Annotated in this window: 24 protein-coding genes, 1 tRNA gene, 1 pseudogene and 1 other annotated feature; of the genes and pseudogenes, 7 read left to right on the forward strand and 19 right to left on the reverse strand. The window is 29.8% G+C overall.

Features of this window, described 5'->3' with window-relative positions; translation table 11 throughout:
* From M4I33_RS00030 to ytxC, 6 genes are all read right to left on the reverse strand, one after another.
* Positions 1–497: TrkA family potassium uptake protein (locus M4I33_RS00030; RefSeq protein WP_257914449.1), on the reverse strand; the 497-nt coding region annotated here is incomplete at its 3' end.
* Between the two features lie 11 nt (positions 498–508).
* The gene (locus tag M4I33_RS00035; RefSeq protein ID WP_257914451.1) at positions 509–1,855 is read right to left on the reverse strand and encodes a TrkH family potassium uptake protein; all 1,347 of its coding nucleotides are present in this window, start codon (positions 1,853–1,855) and stop codon (positions 509–511) included.
* 195 nt (positions 1,856–2,050) lie between these two features.
* Positions 2,051–2,407 (reverse strand): 50S ribosomal protein L20, encoded by a 357-nt coding sequence (gene rplT / locus M4I33_RS00040; protein WP_194190587.1) that lies wholly within the window; start codon positions 2,405–2,407, stop codon positions 2,051–2,053.
* Between the two features lie 26 nt (positions 2,408–2,433).
* Positions 2,434–2,631, reverse strand: a complete 198-nt coding sequence (rpmI, locus tag M4I33_RS00045) for a 50S ribosomal protein L35 (RefSeq protein WP_194190588.1) — start codon at positions 2,629–2,631, stop codon at positions 2,434–2,436.
* Positions 2,632–2,651: 20 nt separating this feature from the next.
* Entirely contained in the window at positions 2,652–3,191 is a 540-nt protein-coding gene (gene infC / locus M4I33_RS00050; RefSeq protein ID WP_374707677.1) for a translation initiation factor IF-3, read from the reverse strand.
* Positions 3,192–3,206: 15 nt separating this feature from the next.
* Positions 3,207–3,335, reverse strand: a sequence feature (ribosomal protein L20 leader region).
* Between the two features lie 39 nt (positions 3,336–3,374).
* Complete coding sequence (gene ytxC / locus M4I33_RS00055) at positions 3,375–4,247, reverse strand: putative sporulation protein YtxC (protein WP_257914454.1); 873 nt, start codon at positions 4,245–4,247, stop codon at positions 3,375–3,377.
* 145 nt (positions 4,248–4,392) lie between these two features.
* Here ytxC and M4I33_RS00060 point away from each other — a divergent pair, with 145 nt between their 5' ends.
* The gene (locus tag M4I33_RS00060) at positions 4,393–5,085 is read left to right on the forward strand and encodes a DUF6873 family GME fold protein (RefSeq protein ID WP_257914456.1); all 693 of its coding nucleotides are present in this window, start codon (positions 4,393–4,395) and stop codon (positions 5,083–5,085) included.
* A gap of 65 nt (positions 5,086–5,150) precedes the next feature.
* On the opposite strand, the gene M4I33_RS00065 is transcribed toward M4I33_RS00060, so the two are convergent.
* Complete coding sequence (locus M4I33_RS00065) at positions 5,151–5,798, reverse strand: HD domain-containing protein (RefSeq protein WP_257914458.1); 648 nt, start codon at positions 5,796–5,798, stop codon at positions 5,151–5,153.
* Between the two features lie 89 nt (positions 5,799–5,887).
* On the opposite strand from M4I33_RS00065, the gene M4I33_RS00070 reads away from it, so the two are divergent.
* Positions 5,888–5,959: transfer RNA gene (locus M4I33_RS00070), tRNA-Cys, on the forward strand.
* Between the two features lie 115 nt (positions 5,960–6,074).
* Here M4I33_RS00070 and hslO read toward each other — a convergent pair.
* From hslO to M4I33_RS00085, 3 genes and pseudogenes are all read right to left on the reverse strand, one after another.
* Positions 6,075–6,962: an Hsp33 family molecular chaperone HslO gene (hslO, locus tag M4I33_RS00075; protein ID WP_194190592.1), complete on the reverse strand. Its 888-nt coding sequence runs from the start codon at positions 6,960–6,962 to the stop codon at positions 6,075–6,077.
* 2 nt (positions 6,963–6,964) lie between these two features.
* A pseudogene (locus tag M4I33_RS00080) lies at positions 6,965–7,676 on the reverse strand (class I SAM-dependent methyltransferase).
* Positions 7,677–7,719: 43 nt separating this feature from the next.
* Entirely contained in the window at positions 7,720–8,007 is a 288-nt protein-coding gene (locus M4I33_RS00085; RefSeq protein WP_257914460.1) for an alpha/beta-type small acid-soluble spore protein, read from the reverse strand.
* Between the two features lie 274 nt (positions 8,008–8,281).
* Here M4I33_RS00085 and M4I33_RS00090 point away from each other — a divergent pair, with 274 nt between their 5' ends.
* Genes M4I33_RS00090 through dapB form a run of 3 tightly spaced genes read left to right on the forward strand, consistent with a single transcriptional unit; the run spans position 8,282 to position 10,935 of the window.
* Positions 8,282–9,268 (forward strand): aspartate-semialdehyde dehydrogenase, encoded by a 987-nt coding sequence (locus M4I33_RS00090; protein WP_257914466.1) that lies wholly within the window; start codon positions 8,282–8,284, stop codon positions 9,266–9,268.
* Between the two features lie 22 nt (positions 9,269–9,290).
* Positions 9,291–10,169, forward strand: a complete 879-nt coding sequence (gene dapA / locus M4I33_RS00095; RefSeq protein WP_257914468.1) for a 4-hydroxy-tetrahydrodipicolinate synthase — start codon at positions 9,291–9,293, stop codon at positions 10,167–10,169.
* A gap of 13 nt (positions 10,170–10,182) precedes the next feature.
* A complete protein-coding gene (gene dapB, locus M4I33_RS00100; RefSeq protein ID WP_257914470.1) occupies positions 10,183–10,935 on the forward strand; it encodes a 4-hydroxy-tetrahydrodipicolinate reductase in 753 nt (250 codons plus the stop codon).
* A gap of 97 nt (positions 10,936–11,032) precedes the next feature.
* On the opposite strand, the gene M4I33_RS00105 is transcribed toward dapB, so the two are convergent.
* The 6 genes from M4I33_RS00105 to M4I33_RS00130 form a co-directional block, all read right to left on the reverse strand.
* On the reverse strand, positions 11,033–12,703 hold the full coding sequence (locus M4I33_RS00105) for a peptide ABC transporter substrate-binding protein (protein ID WP_257914472.1): 1,671 nt from the start codon (positions 12,701–12,703) through the stop codon (positions 11,033–11,035).
* Positions 12,704–12,763: 60 nt separating this feature from the next.
* Positions 12,764–13,738, reverse strand: coding sequence for an ABC transporter ATP-binding protein (locus tag M4I33_RS00110; RefSeq protein ID WP_257914474.1), 975 nt, complete (start codon positions 13,736–13,738; stop codon positions 12,764–12,766).
* Complete coding sequence (locus tag M4I33_RS00115) at positions 13,738–14,745, reverse strand: ABC transporter ATP-binding protein (RefSeq protein ID WP_257914476.1); 1,008 nt, start codon at positions 14,743–14,745, stop codon at positions 13,738–13,740. Before M4I33_RS00115 ends, M4I33_RS00110 begins: the two co-directional genes overlap by 1 nt.
* A gap of 12 nt (positions 14,746–14,757) precedes the next feature.
* The gene (locus M4I33_RS00120) at positions 14,758–15,699 is read right to left on the reverse strand and encodes an ABC transporter permease (RefSeq protein WP_257914478.1); all 942 of its coding nucleotides are present in this window, start codon (positions 15,697–15,699) and stop codon (positions 14,758–14,760) included.
* A gap of 13 nt (positions 15,700–15,712) precedes the next feature.
* The gene (locus M4I33_RS00125; RefSeq protein WP_257914480.1) at positions 15,713–16,639 is read right to left on the reverse strand and encodes an ABC transporter permease; all 927 of its coding nucleotides are present in this window, start codon (positions 16,637–16,639) and stop codon (positions 15,713–15,715) included.
* A gap of 540 nt (positions 16,640–17,179) precedes the next feature.
* Positions 17,180–18,319: a pyridoxal phosphate-dependent aminotransferase gene (locus tag M4I33_RS00130; RefSeq protein WP_257914482.1), complete on the reverse strand. Its 1,140-nt coding sequence runs from the start codon at positions 18,317–18,319 to the stop codon at positions 17,180–17,182.
* Positions 18,320–18,509: 190 nt separating this feature from the next.
* Here M4I33_RS00130 and dapD point away from each other — a divergent pair, with 190 nt between their 5' ends.
* A complete protein-coding gene (dapD, locus tag M4I33_RS00135; protein ID WP_257914484.1) occupies positions 18,510–19,220 on the forward strand; it encodes a 2,3,4,5-tetrahydropyridine-2,6-dicarboxylate N-acetyltransferase in 711 nt (236 codons plus the stop codon).
* 70 nt (positions 19,221–19,290) lie between these two features.
* Here dapD and M4I33_RS00140 read toward each other — a convergent pair whose 3' ends face one another.
* Positions 19,291–19,941 (reverse strand): single-stranded DNA-binding protein, encoded by a 651-nt coding sequence (locus M4I33_RS00140; RefSeq protein ID WP_257914485.1) that lies wholly within the window; start codon positions 19,939–19,941, stop codon positions 19,291–19,293.
* Positions 19,942–20,049: 108 nt separating this feature from the next.
* Entirely contained in the window at positions 20,050–20,811 is a 762-nt protein-coding gene (locus tag M4I33_RS00145) for a polysaccharide deacetylase family protein (RefSeq protein ID WP_257914493.1), read from the reverse strand.
* Between the two features lie 131 nt (positions 20,812–20,942).
* Between M4I33_RS00145 and M4I33_RS00150 the strand changes: the two genes are divergently transcribed.
* Positions 20,943–21,479: a DUF4364 family protein gene (locus tag M4I33_RS00150; RefSeq protein ID WP_194190607.1), complete on the forward strand. Its 537-nt coding sequence runs from the start codon at positions 20,943–20,945 to the stop codon at positions 21,477–21,479.
* Here the strand turns inward: M4I33_RS00150 and M4I33_RS00155 are convergent.
* Positions 21,463–21,618 (reverse strand): hypothetical protein, encoded by a 156-nt coding sequence (locus tag M4I33_RS00155; protein ID WP_257914496.1) that lies wholly within the window; start codon positions 21,616–21,618, stop codon positions 21,463–21,465. The genes M4I33_RS00150 and M4I33_RS00155 overlap by 17 nt on opposite strands.
* Positions 21,619–21,723 lie beyond the last annotated feature (105 nt).

A 21,723-nucleotide genomic window follows, 5' to 3' on the forward strand; every position in this document is an offset into this window, starting at 1 on the left:
TCACCTAAAGTACTTCCAGTCCACTCTTCTAAAGTTTCAATTTCCATTATGCTATAGTCAGGAGATAGCTCTATAAAGTCTAAAATACTTTCTGAAACTAAATTATGGGCAACTCTAACTCCCATATCTTTTTCAGGTAATATTACTCTATCTGCACCTATTTTATATAATACCTTTGCGTGTAAATCGCTATTACCTTTAGCTATTATATATCTAACTCCAAGTTCTTTTACAAGTAAAGTTACCATAACACTTGCTTGTATGTTTGAACCTATAGTAACAACAGCTACGTCAAAGTTTCTTAAACCAAGAGATCTTAAAGCATTTTCATCAGTTGCATCCATTTGCACCGCATGAGTTACCTTATCTGAAATATCTTGTATTAAATCTTCATCTTTATCAATTACTAATACATCATTTCCTAGACCATATAGCGTTTCTGCTACTGAAGAACCAAATCTTCCAAGTCCTATTACAACAAATTGTCTTTTTGCCATAAAATCATCCCCTAACCAATTAAAATCTTACCTTCTGGGTATTTCATTGTTCTTTTCTTTTTCTTTCTTAAGAAAGCTAGCGCTACAGTAAGAGGGCCGACTCTACCAAAGTACATAGTAATCATTATGATTATTTTACCTATACTACTTAATCTTTGAGTTACTCCAGTTGTTAATCCTACTGTACCAAAGGCTGATGTAGCCTCATATAAAAGGTTTATAAATTTTTCATTTGGTTCTGTTACTGATAAAATAAGCGTTACTAATAAAACTAGTGACATCCCTATAAAAAATACAGCGAATGCCTTATAGACTAAATCTTTAGCAAATCTTCTACCAAAAACCTCTGTATCTTCTCTTCCTCTTATTACCGAAATAACAGTAAGTATAACTATACCAAATGTTGCAGTTTTAAGTCCTCCTGCAGTTGACCCTGGTGAACCACCTATAAACATAAGTAATACTGTAAGCATCTTACCTGCTGTTGTCATTCCATCTGTAGATACACTGTTAAACCCAGCTGTCCTTGGAGACACTGCTGCAAAATAAGAGTTTAACACTTTATCTCCTACATTCATATTACCTATAGTTTGAGCGTTATTCATCTCAAATAAATACATTAAAATTGTACCACCAACTATTAGAACCGCTGAAATTAACAGTACTATTTTTGAGTGAACTGATAATTTTTTAAGTCCTCTGTAATTATAAACTTCAAGCCAAACTGTAAACCCTAATCCACCGATTATTATAAGTAAACTTAAAGTTATAAGAATTACAGGATTATTATAATATCCTGTTACACTGCTAAAACCTCCTAAAAGGTCAAAACCTGCATTACAAAAACCTGAAATAGAGTGGAATATACTATAATAAATTCCTTTTAATAGACCAAATTCAGGTATAAATTGTGTTGATAAAAGTAATGCACCAAAAAATTGAACTGCAAATGTAAATCCTAATACGTATCGTACCATCTTTACAAGTCCTTGAATACTAAATGTGTTCATTGCTTCTTGCATAATTAATCTATCTTTTAAAGTTATCTTTTTCCCTAGTAATAATGCTATGAAAGTAGCGAAAGACATGAAACCTAGTCCCCCAATTTCAATTAAAAGCATTATAACTATTTGTCCAAACTGATTCCAGTAAGTACCCGTATCTAAAGTTACTAGCCCAGTAACACAAACTGCTGATGTTGAAGTAAATACAGCATCTAAAAAGTTTGTATACTCACCACTTTTTGATGAAATAGGTAGACTTAAAAGGATTCCACCTATAAGAATAACTATAAAGAAACCAAGTGCAAGAACTTGAACAGCGTTTAGATCAAGCTTCTTATTAATTTTCGTCTTCATTCAATCACCTCAAAGGTTTCCTAAACATTTAATCTTATTATATACTATTTTAATGCATATTATAAGCTTTATACATTATACTTTCCTTCTGTTAAATTAAAGTTTTATATTTGTTAAGTTTTATAAAACTTATTTCTAAAAAAACTTCTATATATAAAGAAAATGCGACTAAACGTCGCATTTTACAAATCTATATTAAGCTAAGTGCTTTTTAGCAACTTCAACTAATTCAGCGAAAGCTTTTGGATCGTTGATAGCTATCTCTGATAACATTTTTCTGTTTATATCTATTCCAGCTAATTTGATTCCGTTCATGAATCTTGAGTATGAAAGACCATTCATTCTTGTAGCTGCGTTTATTCTAGCTATCCAAAGTCTTCTGTAGTCTCTCTTTTTTAATCTTCTTCCAACGTAAGCATTTCTTAATGCTCTGATTACTGATTCGTTAGCTGTTTTGAATAACTTGCTTTTTCCACCGTAGTATCCTTTTGCAAGTTTTAATACTTTTCTATGATTCTTACGAGCGTTAACTGCTCTCTTTACTCTTGCCATTCTCTTCTAAACCTCCTGCGTTACTATTATAGGTATGGTAATAATTTCTTCATGTTTTTCTCTTGAGTTGTAGATACGTATCCACCTTTTCTAAGTTTTCTCTTAGTTTTTGAGCTTTTCTTAGTTAAGATGTGGCTTCTGAAAGCTTTAGCTCTTTTAAGTTTCCCTGTACCTGTCTTTCTGAATCTTTTTGCTGCACCTCTATGTGTTTTCATTTTTGGCATGATAAAATCCTCCTCTCAGTTTATGCCTTTTTAGGGCCTAAAACCATAGTCATATTTCTTCCTTCTTTTTTAGCAGGTTTTTCGATGACACAAACGTCTTCTAATTTTCCTACAAAGTTGTCAAGGATTTTTTGACCTAAATGAGTTAAACTCATTTCTCTTCCTCTGAATCTGACTGTGATTTTAACTTTATCCCCATCTAATAGGAACTTTCTTGCTTTTTTAGCTTTTATAGCAATATCATTTTCTTCTATTGTAAGACTAACTCTTACTTCTTTTATGTTAATGATTTTTTGCTTCTTCTTTGCTTCTTTTTCTTTTTTAGATTGTTCGTATATGAACTTCCCTAAATCCATTATTTTAGCTACTGGTGGATTGGCAGTTGGTGATATTAACACTAAATCCAAATCCCCTTCATAAGCCTTTTCAAGAGCTTCTCTTGTTGGAATAATTCCAAGTTGCTCACCGTCTCCAGCTATTACTCTTAATTCTTTTGCTCTAATTTCTTCGTTAGCAATATAATTTTTACTAATGGCTTCCACCTCCGTCTTTATAACCATATACAGAATACATATATATAAATAAAAGGACGGCATATTGCCGTCCTTATTTTATCGAAAACAAATAATTAATTACGATAATTAACCAAGCGAACATCTTACACTAGAGTTGCTGGTGAGAAACGGCTGTTTCTTCTTAACAAAATTTATTATACATATTCTTTTTTATCTTGTCAACACTTTTTAGTTAATTTCTCTAGAAAATTCTAAAAATTTGACTCTCTCTACAAAGACCTTCTCTATTGTATCAAGAAATTCTCTATTTGTACATAGTTCTTTGTGATAAATTAAAATTTCTTTTGGTGCATTTGTTATAAGGCCGCTTATAATCACGTCTTCTATGTTAACATCCACCCCTATTTTAGAACCGTTTAGATCTTTTGAAAACTCATTTAATAGATCTAACCCATCACTATCTCTTAAAATATAATTTCCATCGTTATTAATATAGATGTGTATCTTTTCTATTTTACTCTCTTGTATGTCTACAAAATATTTTAAAAGCTTTATAAATTCATTATATTCTTTTTCTACCATATATTTTTGAACTGTTTTATCTATAACTTTTTCTATATCTTCTCTTAAAGCTTTCATTCTAAAAGTTATAAACCCGTTTATATTTAAATAATTTTCCTCTTCTAAACAATTCTTTATCTTTTCTACCATACCGTTTATTTTATTTTGGCAATATATATCTTCTTCATCTTTTATACTGTTTTTGTTATTTAAAGTTTCCATTATTCTTTTTTCTGCTTCAATAACGTCTTCTCCTTTTAAGAAAAAGTAAGTGTCCCATAAAAATTCAAATAATTCCTTTTCTTTGTAGTTCTTAATTACAAATTTGTATAACATATGGCTTACATATAATTTAATTTTTTCAAAAGCTTCCTCTTTTTCTCTTGCCTCTTCTGCCATGACTTTAACAATATGAAATTCGCCCTCAATTCTTTCTACTAATCCTATTACTATATTTTTTTCTTTAAGTAGGGTTTTCAAATCTTGTAACTCTTTTATAAAGTCTAACTCTCCCATATACGCAAGTTCTAGTACAAGCATAGATTTCACTCCCTTCTAGTAATAGTATGTATTAACATAACTAGTACTATACGAACCATAGTTTTCTTTTACTCCCAAAATTATTGAATATATTTTAGAAAAATAGTACATTATATATAAACAAATTTCAGGAGGACTTTTCTTTATGCTATGTTTTGTAGATTATAGAACTACTGATTTAGAAATAGAAAATTTAAAAAAGTTAAATCTTACACCTATTAAAATTCCAAAATCAGATAAATTATATAAAGCTATAGACGGACACTCTGATATTCAATTATCTATAGTAGATAAAAAAGTCATTCTTCATAAAGATATCCCTAAATCTTTTTTAGAAGAATTAAATTTTTATGGCGTAGATTATATAGTATCAGATAATTCTTTAGACTCAACTTATCCTAAGGATATTTTTTTAAACGCTTTAATAACTGAAGATTTTATTATGCATAGTTTAAAATTTACCGATAAAAATATTTTAAATAACTTTAAAGGTAAGAAGCTTATAGATGTAAAACAAGGTTATACTAGATGCTCATGTCTACCTATAAATAAAAACAATTTTATAACTACTGATAAAGGAATACATAATTCTCTTTTAAAAGAAGGTTATAATTCTCTTTTGCTTCCACCTGGAGATATAGAATTAAAACCTTTTGAGTATGGTTTTATAGGTGGCGTTGGAGGAATGTTAAATAGAAACACACTTTTATTATTTGGAGATATAAACTCCTACAAATATAAAGATTTAGTTTTAAATTTTTTAAAGCCTTTAAATATAAAAATAGTGTCATTAAAGAGCGGGAAACTTACTGATAGAGGAAGTTTACTCATACTCTAAACACTATATATCTTACGCAAAAATATATTTTTTTGTTCAATATTAAATCTAAAAAGCTATAAAATTTATAGCTTTTTAGAAAATAATTCTCCCCTAACTAAACCTTCTTCTTTGTACTTATTAAATAGTTGATTTACTTCATCTAAGATTTCTTCTCTTTCCTCTTTAGTTATCCCCCCTCTTCCAGCTTTATCTGAAATAAAGGTTAAAAGCAAATCATTTAGATCGTTTTCTTTTTTCATTCCTTTAATATCTCCAAAAGGCAAATTCTTTTTTATGTAGATATGATGCATATGAAATTTTATAGCTTTAATTATTTTTTCTTTTTCTTCTTTATTAAAGATACTAAAGTTATTTAAAAATTCTTTTCCCATAATAGAACCGACTTTATCGTGGTCATATGATGTCCACCTACCTTTAAAAAACTTAGTTGTTTTTGATTTTCCTATATCGTGCAAAAGAAGACCAAACATAAATGTTTTTTTATCGTTAGCAAAATCTCGAAGTTTAGCCCCTTCATCTATTACTAGCATCATATGGTTCCAAACTACACCTTCACTATGGTATTTTGGAGATTGCATAGTAAACCTAAGGTCATCTAACATATTAAAAGGATAATCTTTAAGCTCTTCTTTTTCTATCATTCTATTTAAAATAAGAGAAGGTTTCTCACTTTCTAAAAGTGCCTTTTGAATTTTTTTAATCTTTTCCATAAAAAACTCCTTTTTTATTAACAATTAGTAATATAAACTCATATATTTTAGTATAATCTTATATAAAGAAATTTATTATTTTTTATTTTGGCGCTATAGCCAAGTGGTAAGGCGAAGGTCTGCAAAACCTCTATTCCCCAGTTCAAATCTGGGTGGCGCCTCTTCTTTTATTAGGATAGGCCTAACTCCTTCCTATCCTTATTAATTTTGCTTATCTTAAACATAAAAAAGTGAAGCGTAAAAATTTTTACACTTCACTTTTTTCTTTTATATATTTTATTTGTTAGATTCTTCTATTAACTTACCGATATCATCGTGTGTAAACTCATATTTAGTTCCACAGAAATGACAAACTATCTCTTCACTTTTATTTTCATCGTAGATTTCATTTAAATCTTTTTGCCCTATACTTAAAAGTGCCTTTTCAACTCTTTCTCTAGAGCAGTCACATTTATACATAGGTTCTACAATCTCACTTGATATTTTAGGGTCCATATCGCTAAATATTAATTCTATAATATCTTCAATTGTTTTTCCTTCACTTATTAATGTAGTTATAGGTGGAATTTCTTCTAATCTATAAGTTATTATATCTGCTAAAAGCGGATCAGAATCTGGCATCATTTGAATTATAAATCCACCTGAAGCTTTTATTGAGTAATCTGTATCTACTAAAACCCCAAGTGATACAGCAGATGGAGTTTGCTCTGATACTGTAAAGTAATAAGCTAAGTCTTCTGCTATCTCTCCTGTATATATAGGAACTTGACCAACATACGGATCTTTAAGTCCCATATCTTTTATTACATATAACATCCCGTTTAGACCTAAGGCTCCACTTACATCTAATTTTCCATTTGGTTTAAGTGGAATATCTACATTTGGATTTCCTATAAATCCTTTAACTGACCCGTCAGCATGTCCAGTTACAGTAACGCTTCCTGCAGGGCCTCCACCATTTATTTTAAGAGTTATAGCTTCTTTTTCTCCTTTTAATTGAACTCCCATAAGAGCACAACCTGTAAGCATTCTTCCAAGGGCAGCTGCTGACGTTGGAGTACACTCGTGTATTTTGACACCTTCGTTTACAAGATTAGTTGTAATTCCTCCAATAAATCTTATCATTCCGTCTTTTGCAGTACCTCTAATAATTTTATCTTTCATTTTTATCCCTCCAAATCTCCTTTTTTAAGGACATATAAAATTCTTTCTGATTGGTCTTTTACTGATTCTTTTGAATAACCGTCGTATTTACCTAAAATTTCAAAACCTAAATCAGCAACTAATTTTTCTATAAATTCTTCTTTATATGCTCTTTCAAAATGTTCTTCTTCAAATCTTTCATATAATTCCCCGTCTTTAATAAAGAAAGTTAAAAACATATTAACTATCTCATCTTCAAAGGAGTTTTCCCAAGAATAAAAAACTTCTTCTGAATTATATGTATAAATATTATTACCTAAAATAGTAGATAATTTATAGTAAGAATTTATATCAAAGATAAATATACCATCTTTTTTAAGGTGATTGTATACTCCTTTAAAATAATTCTTTAAATCTTCATCTTCTAAAATATAATTTGTAGAATCTAAAACTGAAGTAATTAAATCAAACTATTCTACTTCTAATTCTAGCTTCTTTAAACTTCTCAAAAGCCTCTCTTAACATATCTTCTGATAAGTCTACAGCAAAAGATTTATTAAACTCTTTAGAAAGTCTTAAAGATACGTTTCCAGTCCCACAGGCTAAATCTAAATAATCCTCGAAATTTATTTTTAAATCTTTAGAGATATCTAAAATTCTATTACCTATTTTATCGTAATCTATATCTTCATTTATAAGTTCATCATAAATCTTTGCAAATTCGCCGTAAGCCATAAAACTCCCCCAGTCACTTTAAATACTATTTATTATATTATAATTATTTTTCTTTTAAGTCAATCTTATCTTCTTTTAAGGGTTCTCTACCTAGTATTTGCTCGTTTGTTGGAATATTTAATCTTTTCTTTCTGCTTGTCATCATTCCACCTATTCTTCCTGTTTCTTCAGCCGTTAAAGAGCCCCAACCTCCCTCGTCTACTTTATCACTTAAACCGAGTTCTCCTGCAATTTCGTATTTAATTTTTTCTCTCATCTTTTCAGCTTCTGTTAATTCTTTATTTGATTTAATTTTTGATTTAATTATTTTTTTTAAAGGTGTTTTACTCATACATAATCACTCCATTTCTTTATGTATTTTTTCCATATATTCACCTATTATTCAAAAAATTAAATTTATATAAATTAAAATCTAAAATTAAAAAACATTTTGTAAAAAAAGTAAGTATTTTTTATATAATAAATTATAATATTTTATTTTTTTCTTTTTATAGTTCACTATTTTTACCATAGCTATTGATATTTACCTCGTTAAATCTTATAGTTAATATATATATTTATAAATGTAGATAAAAATTTATCTACATAAATTAGGAGGGATTATTTTGTATAACGTTGCAGTAGTTGGGGCGACAGGTAATGTAGGTAGAAAAATTTTAGAAATTTTAGATGAAAGAAATTTTCCTATTAAAAATCTTTACCTTTATGCTTCAAAAAAATCAGCAGGTAAAGAATTAGAATTTAGAGGTAAGAAGTATACTATTTTAGAAACTTCTGTAGAAAATATAGAAAATAAGGATTTAGATTTCGCTTTATTTTCAGCAGGTGGAGATACTAGTTTAAAGTTTGCACCAGAATTTTCTAAAATAGGTGCTGTTGTTATAGATAATAGTAGCGCTTGGAGAATGGACCCTAAAGTTCCTTTAGTAGTTCCAGAAGTAAATCCAGAAGACGTAAAATGGCATAATGGAATTATTGCAAATCCAAACTGTTCTACTATTCAAGCTATGCCAATTTTAAAAGCAATAGAAGATAAATACGGTTTAGAAAGAGTTGTATACTCTACTTATCAAGCAGTATCTGGAGCTGGCGCTGCTGCTATTTCTGATTTAGAAAACGGTCTTAAAGGAGAAGAACCTAAAAAGTTCCCATACCCTATAGCAGGTAATGTATTACCACATATAGATGTATTTTTAGATAACGGATACACTAAAGAAGAAATGAAGATGATTGAAGAAACTAGAAAAATATTAGGTTTAAAAGACCTTAGAGTTACAGCAACTACAGCTAGAGTTCCTGTTTTAAACGCTCACAGTGAAAGTGTTAACTTAGAACTTAAAAAGGATTTTGAAATAAATGATATTTTAGAATTATTAAGAAATACAGAAGGAGTTACTCTTTATGATGATAAAGATAACTTAATCTACCCAACTCCTCTTAAAGCTTCTGGAGAAGATAATATCTTTGTTGGAAGAATAAGAAGAGACTTTAGCTTAGATAAAGGTTTAAATCTTTGGATTTGTGCAGATAACATAAGAAAAGGTGCTGCTTTAAACGCAGTTCAAATAGCAGAAATCTTAATTAAAAAATAATTAAATTTGGAGGAATTTTTATATGGCTATTTTTGAAGGATCAGGTGTTGCTTTAGTTACTCCATTTAACGAAAACGGAGTTAACTTTGAAAAATTAAAAGAATTATTAGAGTGGCACGTAAGTATGGGAACTGATGCTATAGTTATATGCGGTACTACAGGTGAAGCTACTACAATGACTACAGAAGAAAAAAAAGAAGTACTCAAATTTACAGTTGATATTATAAATAAAAGAATACCTGTTATAGCAGGTACTGGTACGAATAACACTAGCGCTTCAATAGAAATGAGTAAGTATGCAGAATCAGTTGGAGTAGACTGTCTTTTAGTTATAACACCATACTACAACAAAACAAACACTAAAGGGTTATTTAAGCATTTTGAAGCTATAAACGATGCTGTTAATATTCCAATTATGTTATATAACGTTCCAAGTAGAACTAATATGAACATTTCACCTAGCGCAGTTTTAGAATTATCTAAACTTAAAAATATAGTTGCAGTAAAAGAAGCTAGCGGAAACTTTAGCCAAATTGCAGAAATACGTGCATTACTTGGAGACAAAATAGATATCTATTCAGGAAATGACGATCAAATAGTTCCTGTTATGTCTTTAGGTGGAAAAGGTGTAATATCTGTTTTAGCAAACGTTGTTCCAAAAGAAGTTCACGAAATGACAAAGGCTTATTTAAATGGCGAGTGCAAAAAAGCATTAGACATTCAAATAGAAACTTTAAATCTTTCAAACTCACTTTTTTTAGAGACAAACCCAATCCCAGTTAAGACAGCTTTAAATCTTATGGGAAAAGAAGTAGGACCTTTAAGATTACCTCTATACGAAATGGATGAAACTCTTAAAGAAACTTTAGTTAAAAACTTAAAAAATCACAATTTAATTTAAGGAGATAAAAAAAATGGTTAAAGTATTATTAAACGGTTGTTCTGGAAAAATGGGAACAGCGATATCTACTCTAGCTAATGATTTTGACGATTTAGAAATAGTAGGTGGAATAGATAGATCAAAAAATAGTTTTGATTACCCTGTTTTTGCGTCTCCAGATGAAGTTACTATAGAATACGATGTATTATTAGACTTTTCAAGAGCTGACGCATTAAAAGGATTATTGGAATTAACAGAGAAAACTAACAAACCACTTGTAATTTGTTCAACTGGTTTTACAAAAGAAGATTTAGATTTAATAGATGAAAAATCTAAAACTCTTCCTTTATTTAAATCTGCTAATATGTCACTTGGTATAAATTTAATAAATTCACTACTTAAAAAGGTGTCTCCTCTTCTTTATGGAAATTATGATATAGAGATAATTGAAAAGCACCACAACCAAAAAGTAGATTCTCCAAGCGGTACAGCTATCCTTTTAGCAGATACTATAAAAGATTCACTTAAAGACGAAACTCACTATGTATACGGTAGAGAAGGTCAAAAGAAACGTGAAAAATCTGAAATAGGTATTCATGCAGTTAGAGGCGGTGGAATCGTAGGAGACCACGACGTTATATTTGCAGGTAAAGGTGAAGTTATAGAACTTTCACACAAAGCTATTTCAAGAGATGTTTTTGCAACTGGCGCTTTAAAAGCTTGCGAGTTTATGGCAAAAGTTAATAAACCTGGCCTTTATAATATGGATGATGTTATAGGCTTATAAGAAAAAGAATGCTGAATTTTCAGCATTCTTTTTTTTACTCTAAATATAAAAGACTAAGTTCTAAAAAGAACTTAGTCTAATTTTTATAAATAATTTCTTATTTTTGGATTTCTACTTTATCAAAGTAAATTTGTCCAAGTGGTGAAACGTGTAAGCCTTTAACGTATGGTTGGATACCATAAGTTTTAGTGTAATCATATAAAGGTATGATTGGCATTTCATCCATTAATACATCATCAGCTTGTCTCATATATTCAAATCTCTTAGCTGGATCTGATTCAGTTTTAGCTTTTTTAACTAATTCATCGTATTTTTTGTTTGAGAAGTGAGCATCGTTATTACCCCAAGTAGCTTGTTTTCCATCTTCTCCGCTAACCCACATATCTAAGAAAGTCATAGGGTCTACGTAGTCAGCTGACCAACCGTGTCTTGAAATTTCATATTCACCTTTTTGTCTAGTATTTAAGAATACTGCCCACTCTTGGTTAGTTAATTCAACATTTACACCGATTTTCTTCCAGTTTTGTTGAATAACTTCCATAACTGATTTGTGATCACCTTCTGAGTTATACATTAATTTAAATGTAGGTAATCCCTTACCATCTTTATATCCAGCTTTTTCTAATAATTTCTTAGCTTCCGCTACATTATCTTCAAATTTAGTTGGATCGAATTTATTTTGTTTAAAATCTTTTCCATCTGGTCCTTTGATTCCTGCAGGTACGAAATCTGCTGAAGGAACTTGACCACCCTTAGTTACATCTTTAACTATAGCTTCTCTATCGATAGCTAAAGCAAGTGCATGTCTTACATCTTTATTGCTTAATGCCTTTTTAACATCAGCTGGTAATTTATCTGTGTTATTTCCAACATTTACGCAAACGAAGTATGTTCCAAGATTTGCGAAAGTTTGAACTAATCCTTTTTCTTTTCCATCTTCCATTCTCTCAGTTGGAACTACTCCAACCATATCAAAGTCTCCAGACTCAAGTGAAGCGTATGAACTAGTTGAATCAGTTGCCATTTTGTAAGTTAACTCTTCAAGTTTTATAGCGTCTTTATTCCAATAGTTATCATTTTTAACGAATTTGTATGAATCCTTCATTTGGTAATCTTCTAACTTGAATGGTCCATTAGTTACAAATGTTTCTGGCTTTTGAGTCCATTTGTCTCCATTAGCTTCAACTATATCCTTTCTTACAGGCATGTAAGTTGGGAATGCCATAAGCTCTAGGAAGTATGGAGTTTTTGTATTGATTTTAACTTCTAAAGTTTTATCATCTTTAGCCTTAACTCCAACATCATCAGCTTTAGCTTTTCCGTTATAATATTCTTCCCCATTTTTTAAATAGAATAATTGATAAGCATATTCAGAAGCTGTATCCTTATTTAATACTCTCTTCCATGCATATTCAAAATCAGAAGCCTTTACAGGTTGTCCATCAGACCATTTAGCATTTTCTCTTAAGTGGAAAGTATAAGTTTTTCCATCTTCTGAGATTTCCCATTTTTCTGCAACTCCTGGGATAGCTTTGTCTTTATCATCTAATCTAACTAACCCTTCAAAGGCATTCCCTATAATTGTAGACCCGTCTACAGCTGTGTTTAATGCAGGGTCTATAGTTTCTACTACCGCCCCAACATTGTATAGAAGTTTTTGATTTGACCCGCCTGCTGAATCATTAGAACCACATCCAACGAAAACAGAAGCTGAGATTGCTACAGCTAAAGCTACAGCGCAAAGTTTTTTAATTTTACTTACTTTCATATTTTATCCCCCTTCTTATTTATATAATAATAGCTTACTTTTAGCTTATTATCCTAAAATTTAATCAAATAAATGACATGATACAAAGTGTCCATTTTCCACTTCTTTTAATACTGGATCCTTTTCTTGACATATAGGCATAGCTTTTGGGCATCTACCTTTAAATCTACATCCTGGTTCTGGATCTATAGGTGATGGTATATCACCTTCTAAAACAATTCTATTATTGTTTTTTGCTATCTGTGGATCTGGTATAGGAACTGCTGATAAAAGAGCCTGTGTGTATGGATGTTTAGGTTTTAAATAAACATCATCACTTAATCCTTTTTCAACTAACTGTCCTAGATACATTACTCCAATGTGAGTTGATATATGTTTAACCATTGAAAGGTCATGTGCTATAAATAGATAAGTTAATCCAAACTCTTCTTGAAGTTCTTCAAGCATGTTTATAACCTGTGCTTGGATTGAAACATCTAGAGCGGAGATTGGCTCATCGCAGACTATAAAATCAGGTTCAACAGCTAAAGCTCTAGCTATTCCTATTCTTTGTCTTTGTCCTCCTGAGAACTCGTGAGCATATCTATTTATGTGACTTCCATTTAGTCCAACTTTATCTAAAAGAAATTTAATTCTTTCTTCTCTCTCTTTTCCTTTATATAATCCATGAATATCTATAGCTTCCCCAATTATATCGCCAACTGTCATTCTTGGATTTAATGATGCATAAGGATCTTGGAAGATCATTTGCATTTCTCTTCTTAAAGGAACCATTTCCTTTTCAGATTTTTTAGTTATATCTTTTCCCTTAAAGATTATATTTCCTGATGTAGGTTCGTATAACTTAAGGATAGTTCTTCCTGTTGTAGTTTTACCACAACCAGATTCCCCAACTAATCCTAAAGTTTCACCTTTTTTTATACTAAATGAAACATTATCTACCGCTTTAACTAAACTTGGCTTTTTAAAAAGTCCTTTGTTTACAGGGAAGTATTTGCATAAATTTTTAATTTCTAAGATAACTTCTTTTTCCATTATTCTTCCCTCCCTATTGGTGATTCAACCTTTGGTGCATCAGAGTGGCATAACCAACATGCACATTTATGTCCTTCGCTAACCTCAAATAACGGAGGTTGATTTTCTAAACAAACTTTCATAGTATATTCGCATCTATCTGCAAATGGACATCCATTTGGTGGTTTTAATAGATCTGGTGGCTGCCCTTCTATTGGTACAAGCTTTTCTTTCATTTCGCTCATTGGGTTTGGAACACTATTTAAAAGTCCCCAAGTATAAGGATGTCTTCCTCTATAGAAGATATCTTCATCGCTACCAGTTTCAACAACTATCCCACCATACATTACATTTATTCTAGAACAAAGGTCTGCAACTACTCCTAAATCATGAGTTATAAGGATAATAGATGTATTTAACCTTTCTTTTAAACCTTTCATAAGGTCTAGTATCTGAGCTTGAATTGTAACATCTAGAGCAGTTGTAGGTTCATCTGCTATTATTAAGTTTGGCTCACATATAAGACTTATTGCAATCATAGCCCTTTGTCTCATACCACCTGAAAATTCATGAGGATATTGCTTCATTCTTTTTTCAGGGCTTGGAATTCCAACTAAATCAAGCATTTCTATTCCTTTTTGCCAAGCTTCTTTTTTTGATATTTTTTTATGCTTTATTAAGTGCTCTGTTAATTGATCACCTATTTTATATAAAGGATTTAAAGATGTCATAGGATCTTGGAAAATCATCCCCATCTTATCTCCTCTTATTTTTTCCATCTCTTTTTCTGAATATTTACTAATATCTTCTCCATTAAAGATAATTCCGTCACTTTCTATTACGCTATTATCTGCTAAAAGTCTCATAATAGACATCATAGTTACAGATTTACCGCAACCTGACTCTCCAACTACTCCTATAGCTTCTCCCTTATCAACATGAAATGATACACCTCTTACTGCTTGTACCTCTCCTAAATGCGTCTTAAAGGAAGTTCTTAAATTTTTTACTTCTAATAATTTACTCATAAATTCTTCCTCCTACTTTTGGTGCTTAGGGTCTAAAGCTTCTGTTAATCCATCACCTAGCATGTTAAATGATAGTATTATTAAACAAATCATTGCAGCTGGGAAAAATAATTGGTATGGATTTGTATAAATTGCAGCCATAGCATCGTTACATAATGTTCCAAGTGATGCAAGAGGTGCATTTAATCCAAGTCCTATAAAGCTTAAGAATGCCTCTGTAAATATTGCTTGTGGTATTAAAAGTGTCATTGTTACTATAATTGATCCTAAACAGTTAGGTATTAAGTGTCTAAATAATATTCTCATTTTAGATGCACCTAAAGTTTTTGCAGCTAAAACGAATTCTTGTTGTTTTAATTGAAGGATATCTCCTCTAACTATTCTTGCCATTCCAACCCAATATGATATTGAAAGTGCAAGTATTATACTAAGTATTCCTGTTTTATCAAAAGCTGAATCTTTAAAAACAGCCATAATGATTACTACATATATAGTAGTTGGTATTGAATATAAGCAGTCTACTATTCTCATCATAAGGTTATCTACTCTTCCACCAAAGAACCCTGCAACTCCTCCATATAAAACTCCTATAACTAAGTTTATAACTGCAGCTGCTGCCCCTATGATTAATGAATATCTAGCTCCCATCATTACCCTTACAAATAAGTCTCTTCCAAGCTTATCTGTTCCAAAGAAATGCTGTCCGTTTGGTTTCATATCTTTTAATGCTAAGTTTTGAGCATCGTATGTATATTTTGAAACCATTGGAACTATTATTGCTGATAATACAAGAAGTATTATTACAATTAAAGAAATTAATGCTACTTTGTTTGATTTAAGTCTTCTCCAGGCATCTTTCCAGTATCCAACACTCGGTCTTTCAAAGTTTTCGAATGCTTTCTCTTCCTTAGATACAGGAGTAAACATATTTTTATCGAATTTAATATTTTCCATAATTTTTACCCCCTTATGCCTTTACGTCTTCAAGCTTAATTCTTGGATCTATTACAACGTATAGTATATCTACTATTAAGTTACAAACAACTATAAGCGTACAGAAGAATACTACTACTCCAAGTAGAGCTGTATAATCTCTATTTGTTATTGTTGATACGAACTCATTACCAAGACCTGGTATTACGAATATTTTTTCAACAACGAAAGATCCTGTTAAAATACCAGCTACTAACGGCCCCATGTAAGTAACTACTGGTATAAGAGAGTTTCTTAAAGCATGTTTAAACACTACTACTTTTGAACTTAATCCTTTTGCTTTTGCAGTTCTTATATAATCTTGCTTTAATACATCTATAAGCTTACTTCTTGTAAGTCTTGTTATAAATGCCATCGAACTTCCAGCTAAGGCTAAAACAGGCATTATATAACTTGTAGGTTTTGAAAGTCCTACAGCCGGTAATAATCCCCACTTAACTGTGAAGAAGTAAATAAGTACCGCTGCTATTACGAAACTTGGAACTGTTATTCCAAGTGTTGAGATAAACATACAAAGTCTATCTGGCCACTTATCAACTTTAAGTGCTGATAATACTCCAAGTAAAATTCCAGTTACTAAAGAAAATACTATAGCTACTATTCCAAGCTTTGCAGATTTTGGGAAAGAGTATTTTATAGTATCAGTAACTTCTCTTCCTCTAAATTGCATTGATTCTCCAAGGTCACCTTTTAAAAGATTTCCCATATAAATTTTATATTGTTCTCCAACTGGCTTGTCCAGTCCATATTTTTCATTTAATACTGCCTTCATTTCAGCTGTTACCTTTTCACCATCAAATGGTCCACCTGGCATAAGCCTTACTAAGAAGAATGTAATAGATACAACTGCAAAAATTGTAACTATACTTGTTAAAACTCTTTTAAAGATATATTTTAACATTTTAAAACCCCCATTCTTTTTTGCTCTTCATATATACACAAACTTTATTTATTAACAATTATATTATATCTACACCCTTTGTCAATTTGATATGTTAAAATCTAAGAGCCATTTTTGATATTTTATTAATTAAATCATTTTGTTTTTATCAATTTGTTAATTGTATATTTTTTACTTTGTAATCGTTTAACATAGCATTTTTACTTACTTTTATCTAAAATATTCAAGTATTTGTAAATTGAATTAATTGCATTTTTATACCCTCAAAATATATTTTTATCAAAAATGAACGTCTTAACATTTTCGTAATATTTTAATACAAATATCTCTTTTTGTTTGTCCCAAAAAGACATTTTGAATTTTTATATTCTTTTACCGTTAATTTTTTTGTCTAAAATAGCTTTAATATAAACTTTTAGATACAAAAATGAAATTTTACTTTTTAATAAATTCATTTTATTCGTTCATAAAAAACACATCTTTCTTAGGATACAAATAAAAAAAGCCAATTTTTGATAAATCAAAAATTAGCTTTTTCTATTATTTATTCAATTTTTCTATAAATTTCTCTAATATATCAAATGCAGTTTTTAGCTCCTCATCACTATAACAGTAAGAAATTCTAAAATATCCTTCTCCCATGCTTCCAAAAGCATCTCCAGGTACTAAAGCTACCTTTTCTTCAAATAATAGCTTTTCGCAAAACTCTTCTGAAGATAAATTATATTTTTTTATAGATGGGAAAATATAAAAGGCTCCCTTTGGCTCAGCTACTTTAAGTCCCATACCTTTAAGCCTTTTAAAAGAATAATCACGCCTACGTTTAAATTCTTTAACCATAATTTCTAAATCGCCTTTTGATTTTTTAAGCCCTTCAACTATTCCGTATTGAACTATAGATGGTGCGCAAGAAACAAAGTATTGATGAACTTTCATCATTTCTTTCATAAATGTATCACTTGCACAAACATATCCTATTCTAAGACCTGTAGCTGAAAACATTTTTGAAAACCCACTAATATATATAATATTATTTTTTAAAGACTCATCTTGGGCTACTGAATAATAATCATCATATATTATAGATGCATAAATCTCATCAGTTACAACAGTTAAATCTTCTTCTTTTATAAGTTCTATTAATTCATCTCTATCTTCTTTACTTAAAATTGCACCTGTAGGGTTTGACGGGAAAGATAAAATTAAATTTTTAACTCCCTCTTCTTTAATAGATTTTCTAATCCCTTCTATATCTAAACTAAAATCATCTTTAAATCCATACTCTATAACTTCAGCGCCTAATATCTTTGCTATACTTTCGTAAGCTGGATATCCAGGAGATGGAATTAAAATTTTATCTTTAGGATTTAGTAGAGTATTTAAAACTACATATATCGCTTCGCTTCCTCCAACTGTTATGCAAATCTCATCCTTACTATAAGAAATATCTAATGATTTTAAATAATTACTTATCTCTTCTCTTAATTCTCCTATTCCTGCATTTTCTGTATAAACAGTTTTCCCATCATCTATAGCCTTTTTTATTCCATCTGTTATAGCTTTTGGAGTTTTAAAATCTGGCTGACCTAAAGTTAGTGATATTGCACCATCTATCTTTAAAACCTTATTATAAAACTTTCTTATTCCAGAAACCTCTATATTTTTTAAATTATTATTCAAGAAAAAACCTCCCAAACTTAAAGTATTTACTTATTTATTTAACTTTTAAAAAAGTAACATCACTTATTTTTTATATTAAAATAATTTTACAGCAAAGGATTACTTTCGGCAAATTTTTATGTCCCCCTTTTAAAATTTCATTTTTTTTATTATAATTTACATATACTATTTACAGAAAGGATGATATTAAATGGAATACAATTTTACAGATCCATACGAAATCGCTAGATTTATTAAAGAATCTAAGAAGTCTACACCAGTTAAAGTTTATATAAATGGAGATTTAGAAAACGTTAATTTAGATGGAATAGAATGGTTTGGAGGTAATAACTTCTACGTTTTATTTGGTGAATCAGATTCTCTATCTAAAGTAATTTTAGATAATAAAGATAAAATCAAACATTTTAGATTAGAAAATGATAGAAGAAACTCAGCTATCCCAATGCTTGATATATTAGAAGTTGATGCTAGAATCGAGCCAGGTGCTATTATAAGAGATAGAGTTAGCATAGGTAAAAACGCTGTTATAATGATGGGAGCTGTTATAAACATAGGAGCTGAAATAGGTGAAGGAACTATGGTTGATATGAACGCTGTTATAGGTGCTCGTGGAAAACTTGGTAAAAATGTTCACTTAGGTGCAGGAGCTGTTGTAGCTGGAGTTTTAGAGCCACCTTCAAAATCACCTTGTGAAATTGGAGATAATGTTTTAATCGGTGCAAATGCTGTTATCTTAGAAGGAATTAAAATCGGAGATGGTGCTGTTGTAGCTGCAGGTTCAATAGTAACAGAAGATGTTCCATCAGGAGTTGTTGTTGCAGGTTCTCCAGCAAAAATCATTAAATCAGTTGATGATAAGACAAAAGATAAAACTCAAATAATGGATGATCTTAGAAAATAATTTTAAAATGAAAAAGGCCAAGCATTTAAATTAAATGCTTGGTCTTTTTTAAACTTTATATAAAGGCTTTTTAAACAGCGCCTTCTTCTTCAATTTCGTCTTCTTTTTTAACTCTTTCCATTTTAGAGATTGAAACTTCGTAAGCTATCTTTTTAACTACTTCTGTTTCAGATACCTTTTTTTGATATTCTCTACTTTGAAGTCTTCCCCAAACTCTTATATTATCTCCAACTTCTAAGCTTTGGCAAAATCTTGAGTTTCTTCCCCAAGCTATAGTTGGAATATAATCTGACTTATTATAAGCTCTGTTTACAGCTAATAAAACGTCTGCAATTTCTCTTCCAAAAGGTGTAGTTCTGTAAACTGGTTCCTTGCAGATGTATCCATCTAAGAATATTTCGTTAGGATTTTTGCTTCTTTCTAAGCATGGTTCAATATTTCTTGCAAAAACAGTTAAGATTAACTTGTTTGAACCATCTATAAATTTGTTGTAAGATCTTAGTTGCCCTTCTATTATTACTTCATTCCCAATTGCAACCTCATTGTTTGATATTAATCTCTCTGATACAGTAATACTTAAAATATCAACTGAATCACTTAATCTTTGAACTTCTAAATTAAAAGTGTAGAAGCCCTCCCCATACATTTCGTGACTGAATTCTAATCCTGAAACGACCTTTCCTTCAAGATATATTTTGTTGTTTAACATTAAATTTTCCATTTGTAACCCCTCTCTCCCTTTGTAATAAACTAATTTGTGTTTAATTCCCCCACAAATATCCATTTCCATTATAATACATATACTACTCAAATTTCAATAGATTTCCTATTAATTTTTATGTTGTATGCCAACGTTATCAATTTTATAGTTTTTGTCTATCAAAATCTCTGAAACTTTCTTAAATTCATACCCTTTTTCTAACAGTTCACTAATTATTTTATCTAAATTTTTTGGAGTATATTTTGCATTATTATGAAAAAGTAAAATAGAACCATTTTCTATCTTTTTTATAACTCTTTCATACTCTACTCTTTCACCATCGTTTCTCCAATCTACAGAATCAATATTCCATTGAATATTTTTATAACCAAAGTCTTCTAAAACTTTTAAGCTTTCCTCATTAAATGCACCACTTGGAAATCTAAAAAGATCTGTTTTAACTCCTATTGATTCTTTTAATATATCTTCTGTTTTTTTAACTTCTTCTATCATCCTTTCTTTACTTATCTTTGTGAAGTTTGGATGAACATAACTATGGTTTCCTATTTCATGTCCTTTATCTTTTATAGCTTGTAATTTTTTTAAATTATCTTCAGTGTAATTTACCCATTTTCCCATAATAAAAAATGTTCCCTTTACATTATATTTATCTAGTACAGTTAATATGTCATAAATATAATCTTCTTCTGCCCAATTAATATCAAATGTTAAAGAGAGTTCTTTTTTTTCTGTTTCTACCTTATGGATAGGCATTTTTTTAGGTTTTTCATTAAATGTAGGTTTTATACTATTGTAGTTTAAATAAAAGGCACTAGATATAATAATAACTAAAGCCGTTATAACAAAAATTATGTCTCTCTTTCTTTTCATAAGACTCCTTTCCATTATTTTTACCTTTTATAGTATATTAGTTAATATTTTATTTAATTACATTATCTTCACTATATTTATTTTTATGTTATAATTAATGTATACTTTCAAATAAAATGGAGGTTTTTTATATGTACGAAGAAAGTTCAATGGAGCTTGCGGAAAATAAGTTAATAGTTTTATATATTTTAAAACTACTTAAACAACCTATTTCCAATACTCAACTAACAGAAATAATTTTAGAAAACAATTTCATAAACTACTTTACGCTTCAACAATATATTAACGAATTATTAGAATCAGAATTTGTGGAAAATACTGAAGTTTCAAATAAAAAGGCTATTAAACTTACACCTAAAGGCGAAAGTGTACTATCTTTCTTCGAAGATAGAATTTCACCTTCAAAAGTTTCAACGTTATCAGAATATATTAAGTCTCACATAGATCTTATAAAAAAGGAACTTACAATACATAGTGATTACACGATAGGTAAAAATGATAGTTTCATAGTTAGTTTGAAAGCTTTAGAGGACGACACACCTTTAATGGATCTTAAAATTTCTGTTCCAACAAAAAAAGGTGCCACATACCTTTGCAGTAAGTGGCAAGAAAATCCTTCTGAAATCTATAATGAAATAATGAATCTTTTATTTAACGATATGAATTAACTAAAAGCATTGCATTAGGCTCTTTTCCTACTGCAATGTTTTTTTTAGGCTTAAACTTATCATCTAGAATTTTTATAAATCCATTTTCATAATCTAATACAAAAATATCATTTAAATGTTTTATAATTGAAATTGGCATACCTGAAACTTCTACTTTCTTATTTGTGCTATCCTTTTTTATTATATTTATACTTTTTTTAAATAGGTAAACTCCTTATTTTTATAAATATCTATAAATTTTAGT

This window comes from Clostridium sp. LY3-2, assembly GCF_024705715.1.
GTDB lineage: Bacteria > Bacillota > Clostridia > Clostridiales > Clostridiaceae > Clostridium.